19 protein-coding genes are annotated in these 21,348 nt (G+C 69.7%); 9 read left to right on the plus strand and 10 right to left on the minus strand.

Annotated features, from left to right (window positions below; translation table 11 throughout):
* Positions 1-16: 16 nt before the first annotated feature.
* From MWM08_RS21075 to MWM08_RS21100, 6 genes are all read right to left on the minus strand, one after another.
* Positions 17-856 carry a phosphoenolpyruvate hydrolase family protein gene (locus MWM08_RS21075; protein WP_244408473.1) on the minus strand — a complete coding sequence of 280 codons (840 nt, stop codon included), beginning with the start codon at positions 854-856 and terminating at the stop codon, positions 17-19.
* Complete coding sequence (locus MWM08_RS21080; RefSeq protein ID WP_244408474.1) at positions 853-3,036, minus strand: Tm-1-like ATP-binding domain-containing protein; 2,184 nt, start codon at positions 3,034-3,036, stop codon at positions 853-855. The genes MWM08_RS21075 and MWM08_RS21080 overlap by 4 nt, the downstream gene beginning before the upstream one ends.
* Positions 3,029-3,823: an ABC transporter ATP-binding protein gene (locus MWM08_RS21085; RefSeq protein ID WP_244408475.1), complete on the minus strand. Its 795-nt coding sequence runs from the start codon at positions 3,821-3,823 to the stop codon at positions 3,029-3,031. The genes MWM08_RS21080 and MWM08_RS21085 overlap by 8 nt, the downstream gene beginning before the upstream one ends.
* On the minus strand, positions 3,820-4,866 hold the full coding sequence (locus tag MWM08_RS21090) for a branched-chain amino acid ABC transporter permease (RefSeq protein ID WP_244408476.1): 1,047 nt from the start codon (positions 4,864-4,866) through the stop codon (positions 3,820-3,822). Before MWM08_RS21090 ends, MWM08_RS21085 begins: the two co-directional genes overlap by 4 nt.
* A gap of 23 nt (positions 4,867-4,889) precedes the next feature.
* Positions 4,890-5,903: a branched-chain amino acid ABC transporter permease gene (locus tag MWM08_RS21095; protein ID WP_244408477.1), complete on the minus strand. Its 1,014-nt coding sequence runs from the start codon at positions 5,901-5,903 to the stop codon at positions 4,890-4,892.
* A gap of 115 nt (positions 5,904-6,018) precedes the next feature.
* Entirely contained in the window at positions 6,019-7,368 is a 1,350-nt protein-coding gene (locus tag MWM08_RS21100) for an ABC transporter substrate-binding protein (RefSeq protein ID WP_244408478.1), read from the minus strand.
* On the opposite strand from MWM08_RS21100, the gene MWM08_RS21105 reads away from it, so the two are divergent.
* A complete protein-coding gene (locus tag MWM08_RS21105; RefSeq protein ID WP_244408479.1) occupies positions 7,358-7,669 on the plus strand; it encodes a hypothetical protein in 312 nt (103 codons plus the stop codon). The genes MWM08_RS21100 and MWM08_RS21105 overlap by 11 nt on opposite strands.
* Before the next feature lie 49 nt (positions 7,670-7,718).
* Here MWM08_RS21105 and MWM08_RS21110 read toward each other — a convergent pair whose 3' ends face one another.
* Positions 7,719-7,865, minus strand: coding sequence for a hypothetical protein (locus tag MWM08_RS21110; RefSeq protein ID WP_244408480.1), 147 nt, complete (start codon positions 7,863-7,865; stop codon positions 7,719-7,721).
* A 221-nt stretch (positions 7,866-8,086) separates the two neighbouring features.
* On the opposite strand from MWM08_RS21110, the gene MWM08_RS21115 reads away from it, so the two are divergent.
* From MWM08_RS21115 to MWM08_RS21125, 3 genes are read left to right on the plus strand one after another with little or no spacing between them, the layout of a single operon-like run.
* Positions 8,087-9,640: an ABC transporter substrate-binding protein gene (locus tag MWM08_RS21115; protein ID WP_244408481.1), complete on the plus strand. Its 1,554-nt coding sequence runs from the start codon at positions 8,087-8,089 to the stop codon at positions 9,638-9,640.
* 10 nt (positions 9,641-9,650) lie between these two features.
* Positions 9,651-10,604, plus strand: coding sequence for an ABC transporter permease (locus tag MWM08_RS21120; RefSeq protein WP_244408482.1), 954 nt, complete (start codon positions 9,651-9,653; stop codon positions 10,602-10,604).
* A complete protein-coding gene (locus MWM08_RS21125) occupies positions 10,601-11,398 on the plus strand; it encodes an ABC transporter permease (protein WP_244408483.1) in 798 nt (265 codons plus the stop codon). The genes MWM08_RS21120 and MWM08_RS21125 overlap by 4 nt, the downstream gene beginning before the upstream one ends.
* A gap of 129 nt (positions 11,399-11,527) precedes the next feature.
* Here MWM08_RS21125 and MWM08_RS21130 read toward each other — a convergent pair whose 3' ends face one another.
* The gene (locus tag MWM08_RS21130; RefSeq protein ID WP_244408484.1) at positions 11,528-14,119 is read right to left on the minus strand and encodes an ATP-binding protein; all 2,592 of its coding nucleotides are present in this window, start codon (positions 14,117-14,119) and stop codon (positions 11,528-11,530) included.
* A gap of 124 nt (positions 14,120-14,243) precedes the next feature.
* On the opposite strand from MWM08_RS21130, the gene MWM08_RS21135 reads away from it, so the two are divergent.
* The 5 genes from MWM08_RS21135 (at position 14,244) to MWM08_RS21155 (ending at position 20,175) form a co-directional block, all read left to right on the plus strand.
* A complete protein-coding gene (locus MWM08_RS21135) occupies positions 14,244-14,687 on the plus strand; it encodes an Ohr family peroxiredoxin (RefSeq protein WP_244460002.1) in 444 nt (147 codons plus the stop codon).
* Positions 14,688-14,962: 275 nt separating this feature from the next.
* Positions 14,963-15,799, plus strand: coding sequence for an alpha/beta fold hydrolase (locus MWM08_RS21140; protein ID WP_244408485.1), 837 nt, complete (start codon positions 14,963-14,965; stop codon positions 15,797-15,799).
* Positions 15,800-15,848: 49 nt separating this feature from the next.
* Entirely contained in the window at positions 15,849-16,643 is a 795-nt protein-coding gene (locus MWM08_RS21145; RefSeq protein ID WP_244408486.1) for an alpha/beta fold hydrolase, read from the plus strand.
* Between the two features lie 119 nt (positions 16,644-16,762).
* Positions 16,763-18,532: a GMC family oxidoreductase gene (locus MWM08_RS21150; protein WP_244408487.1), complete on the plus strand. Its 1,770-nt coding sequence runs from the start codon at positions 16,763-16,765 to the stop codon at positions 18,530-18,532.
* Between the two features lie 299 nt (positions 18,533-18,831).
* Positions 18,832-20,175, plus strand: a complete 1,344-nt coding sequence (locus MWM08_RS21155; RefSeq protein ID WP_244408488.1) for a patatin-like phospholipase family protein — start codon at positions 18,832-18,834, stop codon at positions 20,173-20,175.
* A gap of 73 nt (positions 20,176-20,248) precedes the next feature.
* Here MWM08_RS21155 and MWM08_RS21160 read toward each other — a convergent pair whose 3' ends face one another.
* Positions 20,249-21,028, minus strand: coding sequence for an SDR family oxidoreductase (locus tag MWM08_RS21160; protein ID WP_244408489.1), 780 nt, complete (start codon positions 21,026-21,028; stop codon positions 20,249-20,251).
* The gene (locus tag MWM08_RS21165; RefSeq protein ID WP_244408490.1) at positions 21,025-21,348 is read right to left on the minus strand and encodes a nuclear transport factor 2 family protein; all 324 of its coding nucleotides are present in this window, start codon (positions 21,346-21,348) and stop codon (positions 21,025-21,027) included. The genes MWM08_RS21160 and MWM08_RS21165 overlap by 4 nt, the downstream gene beginning before the upstream one ends.

Below are 21,348 nucleotides of genomic sequence, written 5' to 3' on the forward strand. Positions count from 1 at the left end.
TCGTGCCCCCTGCTGCTCAGCGGCCCGTGATGCGCTTGAAGGCGCGGGTCTGCTCGGTCAACGCGATCTCGGTCGGCAGGCGCTCCATCGAGGAGGCGCCGTAGAAGCCATGGCATATCGCGGCGGTCTTGAGGACGAATTCGGCATCCGCCGGCATCGCGACCGGTCCGCCATGCACCAGGATGATGGCATCAGGCTTTACTGCCAGCGCCGCGGCCGCGAGGCGATCCACCACCGCAGGGCAGTCCGCGAGCTTCAGCGCCGTCTCGGCGCCGATGCTGCCGCCGGTGGTCAGCCCGAGATGCACGACGATGATGTCCGCGCCGGCGCCCGCCATGGCGGCGGCGTCGGCCTCGCTGAAGACATAGGGCGTGGTCAGCAGGTCCTTCTCGCGCGCCAGGGCGATCATCTCGACCTCCTGCGCGTAGGACATGCCGGTCTCCTCGAGGTTCTGCCGGAACGTGCCGTCGATCAGCCCGACCGTGGGGAAATTCTGTACCCCGGCGAAGCCGATGCGCTTCACGTCATCGAGGAAGACCTCCATCCGGCGGAACGGGTCGGTGGCGCAGACCCCGGCCAGCACGGGCGTACGCTTGATGACCGGCAGCACCTCGCCCGCCATCTCCATGACGATTGCGTTGGCATCGCCATAGGGCATGAGGCCGGCGAGGCTGCCGCGACCGGCCATGCGGTATCGGCCGGAATTGTAGATGACGATCAGGTCGATCCCGCCGGCTTCCTCACACTTGGCCGACAGGCCCGTGCCGGCGCCGCCGCCGACGATGGGCTCGTTCCGGGCGATCATGGCGCGGAAGCGCCCCATGATCTGCGATCGGGTTTCCTGCCTGGCGCTCATGGCACCGCGCCTTTCCTGCGTGGGCCTCGTTGCGCGCCGTGCAGGCGTCGGAACGCCTCGACGACCGCCGCGGCAAAGGCCGGGTCGTTGATGTTGTGCGGCAGTCGGATTAGCTGCCGGTTCGCGCTTGGGCGGAGCGTCGTCTCGATGGCGCGGAAAAGCGCGTTGCGCGCCACCGGATCGTGGAAGGCCTGGCCTGGCGCATCCAGCGCGGAGACGCCCCCCTCCGGCAGCAAGAAGCGGACCGGCCCTTCCATCAGGTTCAGCCGCTCGGCGATCCAGCGCCCCATCCTGGTGCATTCCTCCGCCGTCGTGCGCATCAGCGTGACCTGCGGATTGTGCTGGTAGAGGGTGCGGCCGTGGTATCGCTCGGGCACCGTCCCGGGCGCGCCGAAATTCACCATGTCGAGCGCCCCGACTGAGCCGATGTAGGGCATGCGCGTGCGGATCACGGCGCCGAAGCGGTCCTCGGTGCAGCCGAAGACGCCGCCCATCATCATGTCGGCGACCTCGGTGGTGGTCACGTCGATCACGCCGGCCACCCGGCGGTCGTCGATCAGCCGCTCCATAGACTGCCCGCCGGTGCCGGTGGCGTGGAAGACCAGGCAGTCCCAGTCCTCCTTGAGGGCGCCGGCGATCTGCTGCACGCAGCTCGTTGTGACGCCGAACATCGACACCGCCACCGCGGGCCGCAAGGACCGCGCGCGTCGTCCGGATCGGCGCGCCTGGACCATGCCGACCATGGCGTGGGCCGCGTTGCCGAGCACCTCCTCGGTGATGGTGTTGAGCCCCTGCACGTCAGCGACCGCGTGCATCATGGTAATGTCGGCCGTGCCGACATATTGGCGCACCTCGCCGCTCGCGACCGTCGAGACAATGAGCTTCGGCACGCCGATGGGAAGCGCGCGCATGGCTGGCGCGACCATGGCGGTGCCGCCCGACCCACCGGCCGAGAGGATGCCCGCGATCCCGCCCTGCCGGGCGAGCCAGCGCGCGAAGGCGTCCGTCATGCCCGCGACCGCCGTGCCGCGGTCGCCGGTCAGCACCCCCGCCGCGCCGCGCGGATGGAAAGCGGCCACCTGGTGGGCCGGCACATCGGCGCCGGTGTGCCGACCGGTGGTCGACAGGTCGACCAGCCGCACGGGCACGCCCGCCTCGCGCAGGATGTCGCGCATGAAGCGCAACTCGTCGCCCTTGGTGTCGAGCGTGCCGACCACCAGCACGACCTCCGCGCCGGGTGCGGCCAACGGCCGGATGTCCAGCTGCGCGCCCTCGGCCGCGGCAGGCTGGACGGTCAGCAGCCTGGCGTTGCGCTCGATCGTGGCGACCGCGACCGGCTGCGACCAGCGCGTCGGCGGCACGGGGTTCGCCATGTAGATGCGGGTCGGACCGCCCTGCATCGGCGGCGCTGCCTCGGCACCGGCGGGGACGGTGGCCACGGCGGGCGTCTCCTCGTGGGCGTGGCGGCCCACGCCGAGCAGCCGCTGCTGGAGGTCGCGGTCGGCGGCAAGCTCGCGCGCCGGCGCCGCGCGGTTGATCCTGCCATTCACCATGATGGCAACGGTGTCGGCGATGGCGCAGGCAACGCCGATGTTCTGCTCGATCACCAGGACGTCGATGTCGCCGTCCTCGGCCAGGCGGACCAGCATCTCCTCGACCTGGGCGACGATGACGGGCGCGAGACCCTCCGTCGGTTCGTCCATCACCAGCAGTTGCGGGTTCATCAGCAGCGCGCGGCTGATGGCGAGCATCTGCTGCTCGCCGCCCGACAGCTGCGCGCCGCTATTGCCGCGACGTTCGGCCAGGCGCGGGAAGGTCGCGTAGATGCGCTCGATCGACCAGGCGCCACCGGGCCGCGCGACAAGCTTCAGATGCTCGTCGACGGTGAGCGAGCGCCACAGCCGGCGCCCCTGCGGCACATAGCCTACGCCCAGGCGGGCAATCTCGGCCGGGTTGAGCCCGACGAGCGGCTTGCCTTTGAAGCTGATCGAACCCGATCCGATCGGCACCAGCCCCATGATCGCCTTGCACAGCGTGGTCTTGCCCATGCCGTTGCGGCCGACGACCGACAATGCCCCGCGCTCGAGCCGCAGGTCGACGCCCTGCAGCGCATGGCTCGCGCCGTAGAATACATTGAGGCCGCGGATCTCCAGGGCCGCGGGGCCGGCGCGCTCAGCCATGGGCATGCGTCCCGTCGCCGAGATAGAGCTCCTGGACCTGTGGATCCTCCTCGATTTCGGCCGGCGTGCCTTCCTTGAAGACGCGGCCGTTGTGCATCATCGTCACCTTGGTCGCGACGCGCAGCGCCACGTCCATGTCATGCTCGATGATGATGAAGCCGATATGCGCGGGCAGGTTGCCCAGGATCGCGATAAGCTCCGCGCGTTCCGTCGGCGACAGGCCGGCCGCCGGTTCGTCGAGCAGGATGAGGCGCGGCGCGCCGGCGAGCGCGAGCGCGATCTCGAGCTGCCGCTGCTGGCCGTAGCTGAGTTCGCTCACCAGGCGTTTGCGTGCCGCCGTCAGATGCACCGCCTCGACCAGTTCCTCGGCGCGCGCCACGAGCGGGTCGCCGCTGCGCGGACGCAGCAGCGAAAAGCGGTAGCGGTTCACGCCGCGGCAGGCGAGGTAGACATTGTCCGCCACGCTCAGCCCGCCGAACAGCAGCGAGATCTGATAAGTTCGCCGCAGGCCACGGCGGATGCGCTCATGGGCGGGAAAGCCGGTGACATCCTCACCGAACAGCCGGATCGTTCCCGAGGTCGGCAGGAAACCTCCGGTGACGCAGTTGAACAAAGTGGTCTTGCCCGCACCGTTCGACCCGAGAACGGCCCGCCGTTCGCCGGGTGCGACGGTCATCGTCACGTCGGAAATCGCGGCAAGCGCGCCGAACATCTTGGTGACGCCGCGGAGTTCCAGGGCGCTGCCCGATGTCACCGCGCCCAGGCGGTCGGCGGCGGCGGCGCTCATGGCCGCCCCTCCGCGAGCGCCTTGCCGGTCAGGGGGTCGACCGCGCTGCGCCGACGGGCGCGCCAGCGCTCCCACAGGCCCAGCGCGCCATCCGGCGAGAAGAACACGACCGCCAGGAAGCCGATGCCGATCACCAGCTTGAAGCGTTCGTTCGAGAGCCCGAAGGCGGAGAGAATGTCCGGGCTGAAAGTCGACAGCAGGACGAAGATGAAGGCGCCGATGAAAGCGCCGATCGGCCGGCGGATGCCGCCGACCACGGCGATGATCAGGATATCGATGACCGCCGAAATGCCCCCGGAGAAGGGGGCGACCTGTGCGGTCTGCCACACCAGAAGGATGCCGCCGATCGATGCGATCACCCCGGCAAACGCATAGGCCGCGATGCGATGCGCCGTGACATTGAAGCCGAGCGACGCCATGCGGCGCGGATTGTCGCGCACGCCCTGCAGCGCCAGGCCGAAGGGCGACCGCGACACGTAGACCACCGCCGCGTAGCAGAGCACCGCACCGGCCAGCGAGAGGTAATAGAAAGCTGTCGGCTGGCGCCAATCGATCCCGAACAGCCGCGGTGGGACCACCAGGTTGAAGCCGCTGTAGCCGTTGAAGATGCCGTAGTTCTGCCGGGTGAAATAGAAGAAGGCGCTGGCGATCGCGAGGGTGATCATGATCGTGTAGATGCCCTCGGTCCGCACCGCCAGGGCGCCGACCAGGGTCGCGAAGGCGGTGGCGATGAGGATGGCGAGCGGCAGGTAGAGCCACCAGGCCAGGCCGAGGCTGATCTGCTCGACGCCCGAGGACCCCAGGATCGCCACGACGTAGCCGGCGAGCACCGCCACGGTCATCTGGATCAGGCTGACCATGCCGCCATAGCCGGCCAGAAACATCAGCGAGAGCGCGATGATGCCGAGACAGAAGGACCAGCCGAAGACCTGGAACAGCCAGAAATTGCCGGCGACGAGCGGCATGAACAGCAGCACGAAGCCGGCGGCCCAGACGCCGCCGGGCACGCGGGAGAACACGCCGAATTCGGCGCCGGGCTGCATGGCCGGTCTGCGGGGCGCGTCGGTCATCGCCCGGCCCCGAGCAGGCCCTGCGGCCGGAAGGCGAGCACCACCGCCATGATCAGGAAGGTGAACACGACCGAATAGGTCGGCGCGTAGACCAGGCCGATCTGTTCGACCAGACCGATGATCAGGGCGCCGATCGCCGCACCCGGGATCGATCCCATGCCGCCGACGATCACCACGACAAGGCTTGCAAGGAGAAACCGCGTATCCTCGCCCGGCGACAGCGACTGAAAGGTGCCGCCGACCATGCCGGCGATTCCCGCCAGGCCCGCCCCGAAGCCGAAGACCGCCAAGAATACGTAGTTGATTCGCACGCCCGAGGCGGTGAGCATCTCGCGGTCGTCGACGCCCGCACGGATCAGCATGCCGAGCCGCGTCCGGTTCAGCACGATCCACATGCCGACACCAATGACGATCGCGGCGACCAGGATGGCGATTCGCACCTGCGGGAAGCGCATGTAGATCGCCTCCCCGTTGCGCCCCACCCCGGCGACGATCGGCAGGGTGGCCGGGCCCGACAGCCAGTCGGGCGACTGGATCGTGTAGGACTGCCCGCCCCAGATCCACAGCATGACATCGGCAAGCACCACCGAAAGGCCGATCGTCACCATGGTCTGGCGCAGTTCCTCGCCCTGCATGCGGCGGAACACCTGGTGCTGCATCAGCAGGCCGAGCAGTGCGACCAGGATGAACACCGCGGGAAAGGTCAGCAGCCACTGGTCGGTGGCGGTCGAGATCGTGTAGCCGAGATACCCGCCGAGCAGGTACAGCGAGCCGTGCGCGAGATTCACGTTGCGCATCAGCCCGAAGATCAGCGTGAAGCCCGACGCGACCAGGAAATACAGCGCGCCAAGCGTCAGCCCGCCGAAGATGGCGTTGAGGAACACACGCTTGCGGCCGAGCGCTTCCTCGAGCCCTGGGCTCCAGGGGGCCAGGATCAGCCAGAGGAACACGGCGGCCAGCACCGCGATGACGAGCGACCAGAAAGGGTTGCGGCGCGCGAACTCGGTCATGTGTGCTCGATCGGAGGGCGCAGGTCGACGCGAAGGGCGGCTGCCCGGAAGCGCCGGCGCCATGGCACCGTCGCCTCCGGTTGCGTCGCCGCCATGCGTGCGGTGCCGCTTCTGGTCAGCCGCGGGCGAGTGCCGCGCAGTCGCTCGGCGTGGTGCGCGACGGCAGGCCCATGGCACGGAACTGCGCCGCCGACATGCCCAGGGTCTGGGTCACGCCGTCGGTCTTGCCGACCATCTTGTTGACCAGCGTGCCGCCGGGGCCTTCCGCGACCTCGTTCACGAAGACCGTGCCGGTGGCCTGGCGGTTCTCGTTGAGCGTGATCTCGCCCAGTGGGGAGGCCAGCTTCAGCGCCGAGAGCGCCGCGCGGAACTTGGTCTGGCCGTCGCTGAGGTCGCCATTCACCGCGTTCAGCCCGGCGATCGCGGCCAGGGTGGCGATGTGGTAGCCGACGCCGAACAGCGAGGGGCTGGCCAGGCGCTGCGCTGCCGGGAACCCTTCCTGGTAGGCGCGGACATAGTTGCGCCAGGCCGGATCGGGATTGTCGTCGGCGATCGGGCCGGAGGTCAGCGCGCCGATCAGCGCGTTCCGCGCCCGCCCGCGCGACGTCAGCACCGTCTGGTCGGCCATGATCGACCCGCCGATGATCTTGGTGCCCGCGCCGGCCTGCTGCCACTGGTTGAGGAAGTTGATCGAATCCGTACCGCCAAGGCCGAGGTAGATGGCGTCGACATTGTCGGGCAGCTGGGCGATCACGCCGCCGAAATCGGTGGCGCCCAGCGGCACCCAGAAGCGCTGCACGATGTTGCCGCCGGCGCGGCAGTAATCCACCGCGAAGCCGAGAAAGTTCGTGTAGCCGAAGGAATAGTCGGCCGCGACGGAGGCGATGCGCCGGTAGTTCCGGTTCCGCAGGGCGAAGGTGCCGAGCCCCGCACCCCACTGCGCGCCATCCAGGTTGAAGCGGAAGAAATTCGGCGCGGGATCGACCCAGGTGGTCTCCAACGCACCGGAAATGCCGTTGATGACAGTCTTGTTCGGAATGGTCTTGGCATAGTCGCGCATGGCGATGCCTTCGGAGCCCGACAGGGGTCCGATGATGAAGTCGACCTGGTCCTGCTCGATCAGCTTGCGCGCCTGGCGCACCGCCGTGTCAGGGCGAGTGTCGGACGGTGCGACGATGGTCTCGACGCGCCGTCCGCCGGCCGTGTTCCCCGCCTGCCGTAGTGCGAGTTCGACATTGCGGACACCGTCCGCGCCGCCGGCGGCGAAGGCGCCTTCGAGTGCGACGAGGATGCCGATCTTGATCGGCGGTTGCGCCTGCGCCGAAGCGTTGGTCGCCACCGCGGCTGCGCCGGCGGCGCCCAGAACCGCTCTCCTGCTCCAATCCATCCGTCTTCTCCCTGAATGCCCGCTGTTGTTGCGCGCTATTGTTAAGTGAACCGAGATATTTCGCGCCTTGACCGGCACCCTGCAGGAGGAAGAGTCCGCCTGCCGGTTGCGGCCAGCCGCATTGGTTCATTGCCATTACTCGACCGCGCGGATTGTTCTGCGTCAAGGCCGGAATGCGCTGGGCTCGTCATTGCAGGTGTTGGCCGCGCAACATGCGGCCGCGTGGTGCACCGGGTTCTTCTCGCGCGGGGCCGGCGCGGAAGCGGCACGCGCGGGTGCGTGGCGCCTCGCCGCAGCATCCACCTTCGGGCTGGTGTCGTGGTCGCGATGCGTGTGCAGCGTGGCGGCGCCCGGCGCGCAGTGTTCCTGCTCCGCCTGAATCAGCCACCGCCCAAGGTCGCGCGGGCGATGGGCATGGATGCGGGGCATCACGGCCAGACGGGGCGCACCGGGCACTTGTCTGCGCCGGCATCGCGCAGCAGGTCGCGGATCGCCCCCGATCGGTTCGCGCAGCCGCACACCTGCATGACGGCGTCGAGCCCGCCGGCGGCCTCGTCCCCAAGGGTGATCGTCATCAGGTGCGTGATGTTCGCCGTCCGGAGCGACACGGGCGCCGTGTTCGTTTGCCATGGCTCGCTTCAATTTGCTTTCGCGCGCGTCTTCGTCCGAACCGCGGTTCTCATCCGACCGGGATCTGCTCTGGCCACAGGCAGGCCGCCGCGGCAGCACCGCGTATGCGCTTTGTTGGACTTTGTCATACCACCGGCTAGGCTGGGGCACCCTTTCGGAGCCCGCCATGATCCCGCGCCGCACGCTCGCCCTGCTGCTTGCGCTGCTGTGCGCCACGCCTGCCCTAGGCCAGCAGCGCGGCGGCACCGCCGTGATCGCGGTCGCGGGCGACCCGGGCCACCTCAACCCCGCCATCTCCACCGCCGGGCCGTTGCACGCCGTGGCCGGTTCGCTGTTCAACGGGCTGGTGGCGCTGGACGAAGTGGGCGGGCCCGTGCCCGACCTCGCGGAATCCTGGCAGGTCGCGCCGGATGGCCTGACCGCCACGTTCCGACTGCGCGACGGTGTGCGGTGGCACGATGGCCGCCCGTTCACGTCGGAGGACGTGAAGGTCAGCTTCGAACAGCTGCTGCTGCGCTTCCATGCGCGCGCTCGTGCCGGCCTCGCCCCGGCGGTCGCGGCGATCGAGACACCCGATTCGCGCACCGTGGTGTTCCGACTGCACCGCCCGCATCCCGCGCTGCTGCGCCAGCTCGACGTGACGGAGGCGCCGATCCTGCCCGCGCATCTCTTCGCTGGTACGGATCCGAATACCAATCCCGCCAACCAGCGCCCCATCGGCACCGGCCCGTTCCGGTTCGACAGCTGGCGGCGCGACGACCAGGTGGTACTGACCCGCAACCCTGACTATTTCCGCGCCGAACTGCCGCGGCTCGACCGCGTCGTGTTCCGCATCATCCCCGACGCCAATACACAGGTGAATGCGCTGCTGGCCGGTGAGGTGGACATGCTCGCCCGTGTCAGCCCACCCGATGTGGCGCGTCTGCGCGGCCGCGGCGTAACCTTCGCGGAGATGCGTTCCGCCCCCGGCGGGTCCAACTGCATCATGACGCTCGGCTTCAATCTCGACCGCCCTGCAACCGGCACATTGGCACTGCGCGAAGCCTTCGCGCTCGGTCTCGATCGTGCGCAGATGCTGGAGCGCGTGGTTTTCGGCCAAGGCCGCGTGGCGGAAGCGCCGATCGCCTCGGGCATCGGATGGGCACATGCGCCGGGCGGGCTGTCAGGCTGGCGGCAGGACGTGGCGGAGGCGAACCGGCGGCTGGATGCGGCGGGCCTCGTGCGCGGTGCGGATGGTGTGCGCGTCAGCCTCGACATCGTGCATTTTCCTGCCTTCGCACGATGGTCGGAGATCCTGCGCCAGCAGCTTGCCCCGCTCGGCGTCGCGCTGCGCCCGCGGATGATGGACCCGGCCGCACTCTCGCAGGCCGTCTTCACGCGGCGCGACTTCGACCTGACGCTGATTTCCTACTGCAACGGCACCGATCCCGAGATCGGCGTGCGGCGCATGGTGCATTCCGCGGCAGTGGGGAACGTGCCCTTCTCGAATGCGGCCGGCTATCGCAACGCGGAGGTGGACGCGCTGTTCGACCGCGCGGCGTCCCTGCAGGACGATGCCGCGCGCGGCGAGGCCTACCGCGCGGCGCAGGCGGTCCTGGCACGCGACCTGCCGTATTGGTGGCTGGTCGAGACCGACTTCACCGCCGCCTGGCGCGACGACTTCGCCGATTTCGCGCCCTGGTCGGGCCAGGTGGCGGAACGCGCCTGGCGCCGGCGCTGAGGCGCGCCGCGTGGCGGGATTCCTGCTGCGCCGGCTGGCCTTCGGCGTGCTGGCGGTGCTCGTGGCGGCCAGCCTCGCCTTCGTGCTGGCCTGGCACGCGCCCGGCGGGCCTGCGGTCGGGCTACTGGGCGAGCAGGCCGCGGCAGGGCAGGTCGAGGAAGTGTCCGCGCGGCTCGGCCTCGACCGGCCGGCGATCGAGGTCTGGGCCGGATGGATGGGCCGGCTACTGCGCGGCGACCTCGGCACCTCCTGGCGCGAACAGGCGCCTGTCGCGTCGCTGATCCTCGAGCGCCTGCCGCTGACACTGACGCTGACCGCGGCGGCGGCGTTGGTGGCGGCGATCGCCGGCACGCTGGTGGGTGTCGCGGCCTCCGCGTCCGCGGCGCGCTGGCCAGTCGCGGCGCTTGCCGCCTTCCACGCCGTGCCGAGCTACATCGTCGCGCAGGGGCTGGTGCTCGTCTTCGCGCTCGGCCTCGGGGTGCTGCCGGTGCAGGGCGTTGCCGATGCGCGGGACCCTGCCATGGGCGGCGTGGCGCTCGGTGTCGAGCGGCTGCGCTATCTCGCGCTGCCGGTCGCGGCACTCGCGCTGCACCAGCTGTGCTTCACGGCACTGCTGGTCCGCGCCTCCGTCCAGGAACAGATGCACCTGCCGCATGTGACCGCCGCCATGGCGCGCGGCCGCAGCCGTGGCGGCGCGCGCTGGCACCATGCCTTGCCCAATGCCACGCTGCCGGTCGCGACGCTGACGGCCGCGCGCATCGGCGGGCTGGTCGGCGGCGCGCTGGTGATCGAGACCGCCTTTGCACTGCCGGGGCTCGGGCGGCTCGCGGTATCGGCGGCGGTCGCACGCGACCATCCGGTGGTGATCTGCTGCGTCGTTGCCGCCTGTGCGCTCGTGTGGCTGGCGAACCTGCTGGCGGATGCGATCGCGCCGCTGCTCGACCCGCGGCTCCGGGAAGGATGAGCCGGCTACTGGCCGCGCTGGCGCTGGTCACGCTCTATCTTGCCTGCCTGGTGTTCGCGCCGGTGGGCGCCCTACCGGACCTGCCGCGACAACCGCCGTTGCTACCGCCGTCCTTCGCGCATCCTTTCGGCACGGATGACCTGGGGCGCGACCAGTTGGCGGCGGCGTTGCAGGGCGGCAGAACGTCGCTTCTGGTCGCGGGGCTGGCGACCGGGCTCGCACTCGCGCTCGGCGTGATGGTGGGCCTGGCCGCAGGGCTTGCGCGCGGCGTGCTGGATGAAGTGCTGATGCGCGGCGCGGAGATCGTGGCGAGCCTGCCGACACTGCTGGTCGCGGTCCTGGTGGCCGCGCTGTTCGGCGGGTCGATGGTCGCGCTCGCGCTGGTCATCGGGCTGACGCGCTGGCCGCTGGTGGCGCGGCTGGTGCGGATCGAGACGATGGCGGTGCTTGGACGCACGCATCTGCGCGCGGCCTTCGCACTGGGGGCGACACCATTGCACGTGGCGCGGCGGCACCTGCTGCCGCATCTCGCCGCGCCGCTCGGCGCCACGGCGGGCATCGTCTTCGGCGGGGCGATCCTGACCGAGGCCGCGCTTGCCTTCGTGGGGCTCGGTGATCCGGCGGTGACCAGCTGGGGGCAGATGATCGCCTCCGGCTTCACCCTGCTCGGCCTCGGCTGGTGGCTGTGGGCGACGCCGGCGGCGATGATCGTGCTGGCGAGCAGTCTGGTGGCGGCGGCCACGCTGCCGGGCGTGTCCGTTGCGCGCTCCCTGCCGGTCGGCCAGTCGCCCTGACGGTTCAGGGCATCGCCACGGCACGACCACCAGATGGCGGCCAGTGAACGCAGGGGCGCTGCGGTCGCACATCGGACGTCGCGCCATGCGAGAGGGGCGGCCGCGCCTTCGAAGCCAGCGGCCAAGCATCTATGCCCGCAACGTGATCAGCAGGGCTTGCGCCACGATCTCGTCTTCGTCGAGCCGGGCGCCACGCGCGATCTGCCGATCCAGCTCGACTTGGGAGCGGTGGCTCTCTCGCAGGACCGCCGTCAGCCGCTCGTGCACGGCCTGCGAGCCGAAGCTTCGCAGCACCGAACTCTGCGCCAGGCAGGACTGAACATATCCCAGCAGCAGCGCCGCAGCTTCGGGATTTCCCTCGAGCGCCGCGATCAGCGCCAGTCTCTCGACATTGGCGAGGACCTCGTGCGGCAGTCGCATGAGCCGGGCTGCCGTCAGCCGCTCCGCGATGATCGGGCGCGCACCGGCGATGTCGCCCTCGACCAGGCGGTAGGATGCGATGGCGCCGGACACATGTTGCACCCAGGCAGAGCGCGCCTGCGCCGGCCCAAGGGAGTCCAGCGCGTCCTGGGCAACCCTTGTGGCCTCTGCGATCCGGCCTTCGGCGCAATGGAGTTCGGCCATGCTGCCCAGGGTGAGCGCGACATCGCGCTGGCTGCGCAAGTCCCGCGCGAGGGCGAGCGCTTCCTGCAGGTTGGCATGGGCGGCGGCAGGCTGGTCCGCGCGCATGCGGGCCACCGCGCGGGCCCTCAGGCAGGAGACGAGCGCCTTGTTCACCCTGCCACGGCGAAGCAGGTCTTCCGATTCATCGAGCAGGGGCTCAGCGTCGCCGATGTCACCGGCAAGGATGTGCTGCCACGCCAGGCGCCACAGCGCCCGCCCCAGGTCGATCCGCGCGCCCGCCGCGCGAAACAGCGCAACGGCCCGGCGCGCGGCATCGAGCGCCGTCGCCCCCCGAGGCGCGACCCAGCCGCAGCGACCCAGCCACAGCCGGCCGGCGACATCTGGCGGGGTCGCTTCGTCGATCCTGGAGATCGCGAGGTTGAACCACTCATGCAACTCGCCGGTGAGGGAGAGCTCTCCCCAGACATGCTCGGTGAGGCTTGCGAGTTCCACGCCGAGGCGAATGTCGCCATCCGTCCCGAAGGCCCAGGCGAGACCGGCGCGCAGGTTCTCGATCTCCGGCGCGTAGAGCGCGAACCAGTCGTCATCGGCCATGAAGGGCCAATCGACCTCGGCCCGCTCGTAGGCCCGCGCCAGCCACCGAACCAGGTTCCTGCGCGCCTCGGCCAGATCGGTCGTCGACAGGCGCTCAGCGGCGTAGAAGCGCGTCGGGACCAGCAGGCGATAGCGCGCCTGCACGCCTGTCAGATCCGCCTGCACCAGCGACTTGTCGACCAGCGCGGCGATCAGACGGCAGACCTCGTCCTCCGTCGACGCCCCGCCCATCACGAAGGCGGCGGATTCCGATGTCCAACTGCCGCCGAACACCGACAGCCGCAGCAGCAGCGCGCGTTCCGCGGGCTCCAGCAGGTCGATGCTCCAGCCGATCGCCGCCCTGAGGGTCTGTTGTCGCGCCAGCGCCGTCCGTCGCCCGGCGGTGAGCAGCCCGAAATGGCGTTCCAGTCGCTCGCGAAGCTCCGCCAGCGTCATGGCCTGCAGCGCCGGGGCGGCGAGTTCGATCGCGAGCGGGATGCCGTCCAGCCGTCGGCAGATGCTCATGATCTCGCCGGCGTCGGCATCGCCGGGGACGAATTCGCCGAGCGCGGCGCGGGTGCGCTCGACGAACAGTTCGCTGGCCGGGAAATCAGCGAGTTGCACGGCCGTGACAGCCGTCTCGGGTGCCGCCGCAACCAGCGGCAGCAGGCGGTGCAGACGTTCCCCCTCGGCGCGGAGGGGTTCGCGGCTGGTCGCGAGGATCACGATGCCGGGGCAGTTGCGCAGGATGGCTTCGGCGGCATCGGCCGCCGGGCGCAGCAGGTGCTCGCACCCATCGAGCACAAGCAGGCCACGCCGATCGGCAAGCCAGGCGCTGACCACGCGCAGCGCATCCCCTCCGCCGACGTCGACGCCAAGAGCAGAAGCGATCGTGGGCAGAACGAGACGAGGGTCTTCCACAGGGCTGAGATCGGCGAGCCAGGCGCCGTTCGGGAAGCAGCTGCGGTTGCGGTCGGCGACGGCAAGGGCCAGCCGCGTCTTGCCCACGCCGCCAGCCCCGACGACCGTGACGAGCCGCGCTTCGCGCAGCCGCGACTCCACGCGATCGACGTCAGCGTTGCGGCCAATGAGGCGGGTCAGGGGACGCGGCAGGCCGCCCGGCCATGGCGCGGTGTCACCCGGTTCCTGCGACACCGCCTCGGCAGGTGCGAGGACGGCGGCGGCAGGCGGCGTCTGCCGGGCATCCTCGGCCAGTATTTCCGTGACGGGCGCCACGAACCGGTAGCCCCGCCCCGATACCGTCGCGATGATGCCGCTGCCGAGCAGCTTGCGCAGGCCGGCGACATGGACGGTGAGGTTGCCTTCCTCGACCACGCGGCCAGGCCAGACCCGGGCCATGAGCTCGTCCTTGGAGAGGATACGGTCGCGGCCCTCCACCAAGGCGAGAAGGAGGTCAAAGGCGCGCCCACGGATCGGCACCTCCCTGCCGTTGCCAACCAGGCTGCGGCGTTCCGGGACAAGGCGATAGGAATTGAAGGCGAAGGCCTTTGCAGCAACTGCCATCGCGACTCCTCATTTGGAAAAATTTGGACTTCTTCGCTCCGTCAGGCCGAGCGGCGGCGGGCATCATTCGCTGGGCGGAGACTACATGCGGCGGGGCCGGCCGACACGCCCCGAAGCGGCGGCAATGGCGAGGTGCGGATTGGACGTTCTGTATGCGGCCACGGTTGAGGTGACTGGGGGCCGGGATGGCCAGGCCGCTGCGCCGGGTGGCATGCCCCGGCTGACGTTGGACCATCCTGCGGAGCTCGGCGGCCGTGGTGCCGGCACCAATCCCGAGCAACTCCTCGCCGCGGCCTTCGGCGCCAGCTTCGGCAGCGCCCTCGATCTCGAGGCACGGCAGATCGGCTGCGCGGTCGACCCGTTGCGCGTGACTGCGATCGTCGCCTTCGGCCATGGGGATGAAGGCTGCTTCGCCATCGCGGTCGAACTGCACTGCCATCTCGCGACGCTTCCGCGCGAAACAGCAGAGCGCTTGCTGCGCGCAGCGCGTGCGGCCTGTCCGTATTGCAGGATGGTGCGCGGCAACCTGGACCTCGTGATCATGCTCGCCGGCACCGACGCGCCCTGACGCGCGCAGGCCCGCGCGCCTTCGAAGATCTTGGAAGTTTTTGGCGGCGCGACAAGGAATTCGCGCGCCCGAAATGGGAGTGTCCCTCCGCCGTCGCCGGGTGGCGCACGGGCAATGTCGGAGATGCGGCCGTGGATATCCATCCTGATCGACGAAGCCTCGTCTCCTGGCTTGCCCTTGCGTCAGCCGCCATCGCGGCAGGCCTGCCGCGCCGAGGGGCGGCGCAGGCCGCTGCCGGACTTCATTCCGCAACACATCACGCAGGAGCCGGGACCATGGGCATGATCACCACGCAGGACGGTACGCAGATCTTCTTCAAGGATTGGGGCCCGAAGGACGCCCAGCCGATCGTCTTCCACCATGGCTGGCCGCTCAGCGGCGACGATTGGGACGCCCAGATGCTGTTCTTCCTGCGCGAGGGCTACCGCGTCATCGCGCATGACCGCCGCGGCCACGGGCGCTCGAGCCAGGTCGGCGACGGCCACGACATGGACCACTATGCCGCCGATGTCGCCGCAGTGACCGCGCATCTGGACCTGAGGAACGCGGTCCATATCGGCCACTCCACCGGCGGCGGCGAGGCGACGCGCTATGTCGCACGCCATGGCCAGGGCAATGGCCGCGTGGCGAAGCTTGTCATCATCGGTGCCGTGCCGCCAATCATGGTGAAGACCGAGGACTACCCGGGTGGCCTGCCGATCGAGGTATTCGACGGCTTCCGCCAGCAACTCGCGGCCAATCGGGCGCAGTTCTACCTCGATGTCGCCAGCGGGCCCTTCTACGGCTTCAACCGGGCTGGGGCGCAGGTCTCGCCAGGCGCGATCCAGAATTGGTGGCGCCAGGGCATGATGGGCGGCGCCAAGGCCCACTACGATGGCATCAAGGCCTTCTCGGAAACCGACTTCACCGCGGACCTGAAGGCCATCGAGGTGCCCGCGCTGGTGATGCACGGTGGCGACGATCAGATCGTGCCGATCGCCAACTCCGCGCTGCTCGCGGCGCCGCTGCTGAAGCGTGGGACCCTCAAGGTCTACGACGGCTTCTCGCACGGCATGTGCACGACGCACCCGGATGTCGTGAACCCAGACCTGCTGTCCTTCGTGCGGGCCTGAGCGCCACGGCGCCGCACGCCCGGATCCCGTTCGATCGAAAGGAGCTTCCATGATGCCCGCTACCCGTCGCGACATCGTCGCCGCGGCTGCCGCGACGACCATCGCCGGCGCGGCCCGGGCGCAGCCGGCCAACCAGGCCACCGGCGCGCAGCCCGTGCGCAATGTCGTCCTTGTGCACGGCGCCTTCGCCGATGGCTCCGGCTGGCGGGGCGTCTACGACACCCTGACTGCACGCGGCTGTCGCGTCAGCATCGTGCAGAACCCGCTCACGTCGCTGGCCGATGACGTGGCGGCGACCCGTCGCGTGCTCAACCGGCAGGATGGCCCGGCCATCCTGGTCGGACACAGCTGGGGCGGCACCGTCATCACCGAAGCCGGCACGCATCCGAAGGTCGCGGGCCTGGTCTACGTCTCCGCCCTCTCGCCAGATGCCGGCGAGACCACGGGCCAGCAGTATGACGGTTTCACCACGCCGCCGATCTTCGTCATCGACGTGCAGGAGGACGGCTTCGGCTTCCTCAAGCCGGAGAATTTCAAGGCGGCCTTTGCGGCCGATGCAAGCGATGCCGATGCGGCCTTCATGCACGATTCCCAGGTCCCGATCGCCATGGCGGCCTTCGGCACCAGGCTGACCCAGGCCGCCTGGCGAACGAGGCCGAGCTGGGCAGTCATCGCCACCGACGACAAGGCCTTCGACCTGCGCATGCTGCGCCACATGGCCAGCCGCATCGGCGCGAAGGTGACCGACGTCGGCGCGAGCCACGCGGTGTTCATGACCCAGCCCGGCGTAGTGGCCGACGTGATCGACGACGCGGCCAGGACCGCCCAGCGCGCCGCGCGCTGACCGCGGGACGCAACGGCAAAAGGGGCACCGGTGCCGGTGCCTGGCCGGCACCGGGCGGCGCAGCTTCGGCGCGATGCACGAGAACGCCCCGGCGCGGGCGCAGGTGGATCGATGGCCGCGTGCGCCACGTCGGGCCGCGCGCGCGCGGCATTCGGATACGCAGATCGAGGAATGCAAACATGAACGACACTGTCACGACCGAAGATCGGGACTTTGCCACGCGCGCGCGCGACAACCAGGCGCAGCGGACGGCCGGCCTGCGGCGCAGCTACGACTTCATTGTCTGCGGTGCTGGCGCGTCCGGCTCTGTCATCGCGCGACGCCTGGCAGAAAGCCCGGAGGTCCATGTGCTGCTGCTCGAGGCCGGCGGCAGCGACGAGGCGGACTCCGTGCTCAACCCCGCCTTGTGGCCCACCAATCTCGGCAGCAAGCGGGACTGGGGATTCCTGGCCGCGCCGAACCCGCACCTGAAGGGGCGCGCGCTATCGCTGTCGATGGGCAAGGGCCTCGGGGGCGGTTCGAGCATCAACGTGATGGTCTGGGCGCGCGGCCACCGGAGCGACTGGGACTACTTTGCCGCGGAGGCAGGCGACCCGGCCTGGGGCTACGAGAACGTCCTCGACATCTACCGTCGCATCGAGAACTGGCAGGGCGCGCCGGACCCACGGTTCCGGGGCACCGGAGGGCCGGTCTGGGTGCAGCCCGCGGCCGATCCGAGCCCTGTCGCGCACGCCATGCTGGATGCCGCGAGCGACATCGGCATCCCGGTTTTCGACCACCCGAACGGGCGCATGATGGAGGGCGAAGGCGGCGCCGCGATCAGCGACATGCTGGTCCGCGACGGCCGCCGGCACTCGCTGTACCGCGCCTATCTCCACCCGTGGCTCGACCGGCCCAACCTGACCGTGCTGACCGGTGCGATGGTGCGTCGCGTCGTCTTCGACGGCCGTCGTGCGACCGGGGTGGAGTTCCTGCGCGATGGGCAGGTCACGACGGTGGGCGCGACTGCCGAGGTCGTGCTGTCGCTCGGCGCGATCCATACGCCGAAGGTGCTGATGCATTCGGGCATCGGCGATCGCGAGGAGCTCGCGCGTGTGGGTATCCCTGTGCGGCAGCACCTGCCGGGCGTTGGCCGTAACTTCCAGGACCACGTTTCCTTCGGCTGCACCTGGGAATATGCCGAGCCGATCCCGCCGCGGAATAGCGGCAGCGAAGCGACGCTGTACTGGAAGAGCCGGCCCGACCTCGATGCGCCGGACCTCCTGTTCTGCCAGGTCGAGTTCCCGGTGCCGAGCGACCGTACGGCCGCACGCGGTGTGCCGGCGCATGGCTGGACGATGTTCGCCGGGCTGGCGCAGCCCGTCAGTCGAGGGCGGTTGCGTCTGGAGGGTGCGGATCCTTCCGCGGCGGTTACCGTGGACACGAACTTCCTGTCGGATCCCACGGACATGACGACGGCACGCGCCTGCATCGAGATTTGCCGTGCGCTGGGCAATGCGCCCGCCTTCCGCCCCTACGTGCGCAGCGAGGCGATGCCGGGTGCGCTGACGGGTGACGCGCTCGACGACTACATCCGCGACGCTGCCGTGACCTACTGGCACCAGAGTTGCACCGCCAAGATGGGGCGCGACGCGATGTCGGTCGTGGACGGCGCCCTCAGGGTCTATGGCGTGGACGCGCTGCGGGTGGCGGACGCTTCGATCATGCCGCGGGTGACGACCGGGAACACGCAGGCCCCCTGCGCGATCATCGGCGAGCGCGCGGCAGAGGCCATCAGGCAGTCGCACAAGCTGCGGCCACGATCGGCGCGCAGTGCGTCCGGGCTTCGCGGTTCCGACATCGAGGCCGCCGACGAGCGTGCCGTGCTGGCGCCCGTCGGACGACCCTGACGGCGGGGCCGTTCCTGACAACTGGCGCTGCGGGGTGGTTGGATCATCCCGCAGCCCCGGAACGGCGGACATCGCCGCCCTGGAGCCCCGAGGCAGCGACGTGACCTTCGATCGCGAGACAGGCCATGAACGGAACACACGGGATCAGGGCGACCGAACGACCGGCGGCACCGATCCCGCAGCAGGTTGGCGACGGCCGCAGGCGCCATCGCCCGGCGCGGATATCGGGGCCATCGACCCGCTGGACCAAGCGGCTTTGGCGGTTGGCCGTGCTCGCGGCGCTGTGCGGATGCAGCGACGTGGATCGCGGCATCAACCCGCCGCTCCAGCAGGGCACCCGGAACTCCGGGTACGACCTCTCGGAGATCAATGCCTCCGGGGGGCGGTCGGATATCCTCATTCTCGTCGCCTTCTCGGGAGGCGGGAAGCGATCCGCGGCGTTCAGCCACGGTGCGCTGCGCGGCATGCGGCACGTTCCGGTTCGTCTCGGCGGGCCACCCTCCACCCTGCTGGCGGAGATCGACCAGATCGGCGGCGTCTCCGGCGGCAGCTTCTCCGCCGCGCATTACGCGCTGTATGGTGAGCGGTCCTTCGAGACCTTTCCGCAGGATTTCCTGCACCGCGACATCGCTGCCTATGTCTGGGGCACCTACCTGCTGCCCTGGCAATGGGGCTGGCTCGCGAGTCCCGGGGTGGGCACCAACGATCGCATGACCGAGGTCTATGACGACCACATCTTCCGCGGCGCCACCTTCCGCGACCTCATGGCGCGCGGTCGCCCGCGCCTGTCGATCAGCGCGACGGATCTCGCCAGCGGCGCCGCCTTCCCGTTCCTGCCGCATGCCTTCGATGTCATCTGCTCGGACCTCGCGCGCTTCTCGGTGGCGCGCGCGGTGGCCGCCTCGAACGGCTTTCCGTTGCTCTTCACGCCGATCACGCTGGCGAACCATCGCGGCCCCGACTGCGACGCGCCGCTGCCGGTCAATTTGTCGGTCATGCCCATGTTGGCGGAATACAATCGCCGCCGGCTGCTCGAGGTGGTCGCCCGGATGGCCGACCGGGATCGCACGCCCTGGCTGCATCTGCTGGATGGCGGCATTTCGGACAACCTGGCGCTGCGGGCGTCCTTGAACTTCGCCATCCTCGGCGGCACCGACGAGCAGGATTTCGTCGAACGCGCGCAGCCTGTGCGACGGATCCTGATCATCAGCGTCGATGGGCAATCCGCGACCGACCCCGCCCTGTCACGGCAGCGCATGATCAACGGCCTCGTGCAGATCTTCGATGCCGTCTCAGGCGCGCAGATCGACAACTACAACCTCGAGACGCTGGCGGTGACCGCGGCCGAGGTCGATCGCATGGTGGAGCGCCAGCGGTCCAATCGTTGTCGCCATGCCAGGACCATCGACGGCCGGCCTTGCGAAGACGTGCAAGGCCGGCTGGTCCATGTCTCGTTGGCCGACCATCCAGACCCGGTGCTGCGGGATCGCCTGCGGCGGATTCCAACCGGCCTCACCCTTCCGCGCGAGGATGTCGAGCTGCTGGTCGCGGCCGGGGAGACGGTCATGCGCAACAACCGCGACATCGCCGCGTTCTTGGGTGGCGAGGATGCACCGGGCGGGCGCTTGCGGCAGCGGCGCTAGGCGGACCGCTGCGCAGGCGTCGGCAGCCCGGCGCTCTGCCTGTTGCCGCCCCGACGCAGGTTGCGCTCCGGCGTCACACCGTAGGCACGGTACCACCGTCGATGACATGTTCCGTGCCGGTGATGCTCGCGGCGCGATCGGAGGCCAGGAAGGCGATGAGGCTGGCAACCTCCTCCGGCGTCGATGGCCGGCCGATCGGGATGCCACCGAGGGATTCCATGATCATGCGCTTGCCATAGGCGAGATCGGCACCGGCCTCGGTCGCGAGTCGCTGGGCCAGCTGCACGGAGGCCTCGGTCTCGATCCAGCCTGGCGCCACGCGCAGGACGCGCACGCCCTTGGGCGAGACTTCCTTCGAGAGACCCTTGCTGTAGGTCGAGAGGGCGGCCTTCGCCGCAGCATAGGCCGTCGTCGCTTCCGGGAGCGGCAGCACGCGCTGGATCGACGACACGTGGATCACGACCCCATGGCCCTGCGCCACCATCGCCGGCACCAGGGCACGGTCCAGCCTGACGGCGGGCATGAGGTTGAGGTCGAACTCACGCGCCCACGCAGCGTCGCTCAGCGCAGCGAAGCCGCCCGCCGGGCTGGACGAGCCGCCGAGCATGTGAACGACGATATCGACGCCGCCCAGGCGATCGCGCACGGCGGTGGCGAGCGTCGCGCACCCCTCCGGCGTCGTCAGGTCGGCGCCGACGAACATCTCCGGGGAGATGGTGTCCGGACGGGAGCGCGCCGTCGTCAACACCTGCGCGCCGAGGTCTCGAAACAAGGCGACGGCCGCCGCGCCGGCACCGCGCGTGCCCGAGGTGACGAGCGCGCGCTTGCCTTCAAGCGTGAGGAAGTTCGTCACGCGCGTATCTCCAACCCTGCGATCCGGCCGCCCTTGAGCAGGAAGGCGAAGGTCAGCGTGACCGGACTGCCCGGAAACTGCCCCGACACGCGGGCACGAACTTCGGTGGTATCGCCCGTCTCGACCGCAGCGATCGGCTCATTCCTGTGTTGAGCCCTGGCCTTGGCGTCGCGCCACCATGCTTCGATCGCCTGGCGGCCGGTGTGGGTTCGGCCTTCATCCGTCACGACGGCATCGGGCGCGAAGGCCATCAACAGGGCTTCGCAGTCATTCCGGTCATCGGCGTCGAAATATCTTTGGATCGGCAAGGGCAGGTGCAT

Origin of the sequence: Roseomonas fluvialis (assembly GCF_022846615.1) — a bacterium.
Taxonomy (GTDB): Bacteria; Pseudomonadota; Alphaproteobacteria; order Acetobacterales; family Acetobacteraceae; genus Neoroseomonas; species Neoroseomonas fluvialis.

Bases quoted from the DNA above. Each gene is read 5' to 3' on its own strand.
- MWM08_RS21165 (WP_244408490.1), bottom strand. From the start codon at position 21,348: ATGCACCTGCCCTTGCCGATCCAAAGATATTTCGACGCCGATGACCGG.
- MWM08_RS21090 (WP_244408476.1), bottom strand. From the start codon at position 4,866: ATGCAGCCCGGCGCCGAATTCGGCGTGTTCTCCCGCGTGCCCGGCGGC.
- MWM08_RS21110 (WP_244408480.1), bottom strand. From the start codon at position 7,865: ATGACGATCACCCTTGGGGACGAGGCCGCCGGCGGGCTCGACGCCGTC.
- MWM08_RS21115 (WP_244408481.1), top strand. From the start codon at position 8,087: ATGATCCCGCGCCGCACGCTCGCCCTGCTGCTTGCGCTGCTGTGCGCC.
- MWM08_RS21080 (WP_244408474.1), bottom strand. From the start codon at position 3,036: ATGGCTGAGCGCGCCGGCCCCGCGGCCCTGGAGATCCGCGGCCTCAAT.
- MWM08_RS21075 (WP_244408473.1), bottom strand. From the start codon at position 856: ATGAGCGCCAGGCAGGAAACCCGATCGCAGATCATGGGGCGCTTCCGC.
- MWM08_RS21095 (WP_244408477.1), bottom strand. From the start codon at position 5,903: ATGACCGAGTTCGCGCGCCGCAACCCTTTCTGGTCGCTCGTCATCGCG.
- MWM08_RS21140 (WP_244408485.1), top strand. From the start codon at position 14,963: ATGGGCATGATCACCACGCAGGACGGTACGCAGATCTTCTTCAAGGAT.
- MWM08_RS21130 (WP_244408484.1), bottom strand. From the start codon at position 14,119: ATGGCAGTTGCTGCAAAGGCCTTCGCCTTCAATTCCTATCGCCTTGTC.
- MWM08_RS21085 (WP_244408475.1), bottom strand. From the start codon at position 3,823: ATGAGCGCCGCCGCCGCCGACCGCCTGGGCGCGGTGACATCGGGCAGC.
- MWM08_RS21135 (WP_244460002.1), top strand. From the start codon at position 14,244: ATGGCGAGGTGCGGATTGGACGTTCTGTATGCGGCCACGGTTGAGGTG.
- MWM08_RS21125 (WP_244408483.1), top strand. From the start codon at position 10,601: ATGAGCCGGCTACTGGCCGCGCTGGCGCTGGTCACGCTCTATCTTGCC.
- MWM08_RS21145 (WP_244408486.1), top strand. From the start codon at position 15,849: ATGATGCCCGCTACCCGTCGCGACATCGTCGCCGCGGCTGCCGCGACG.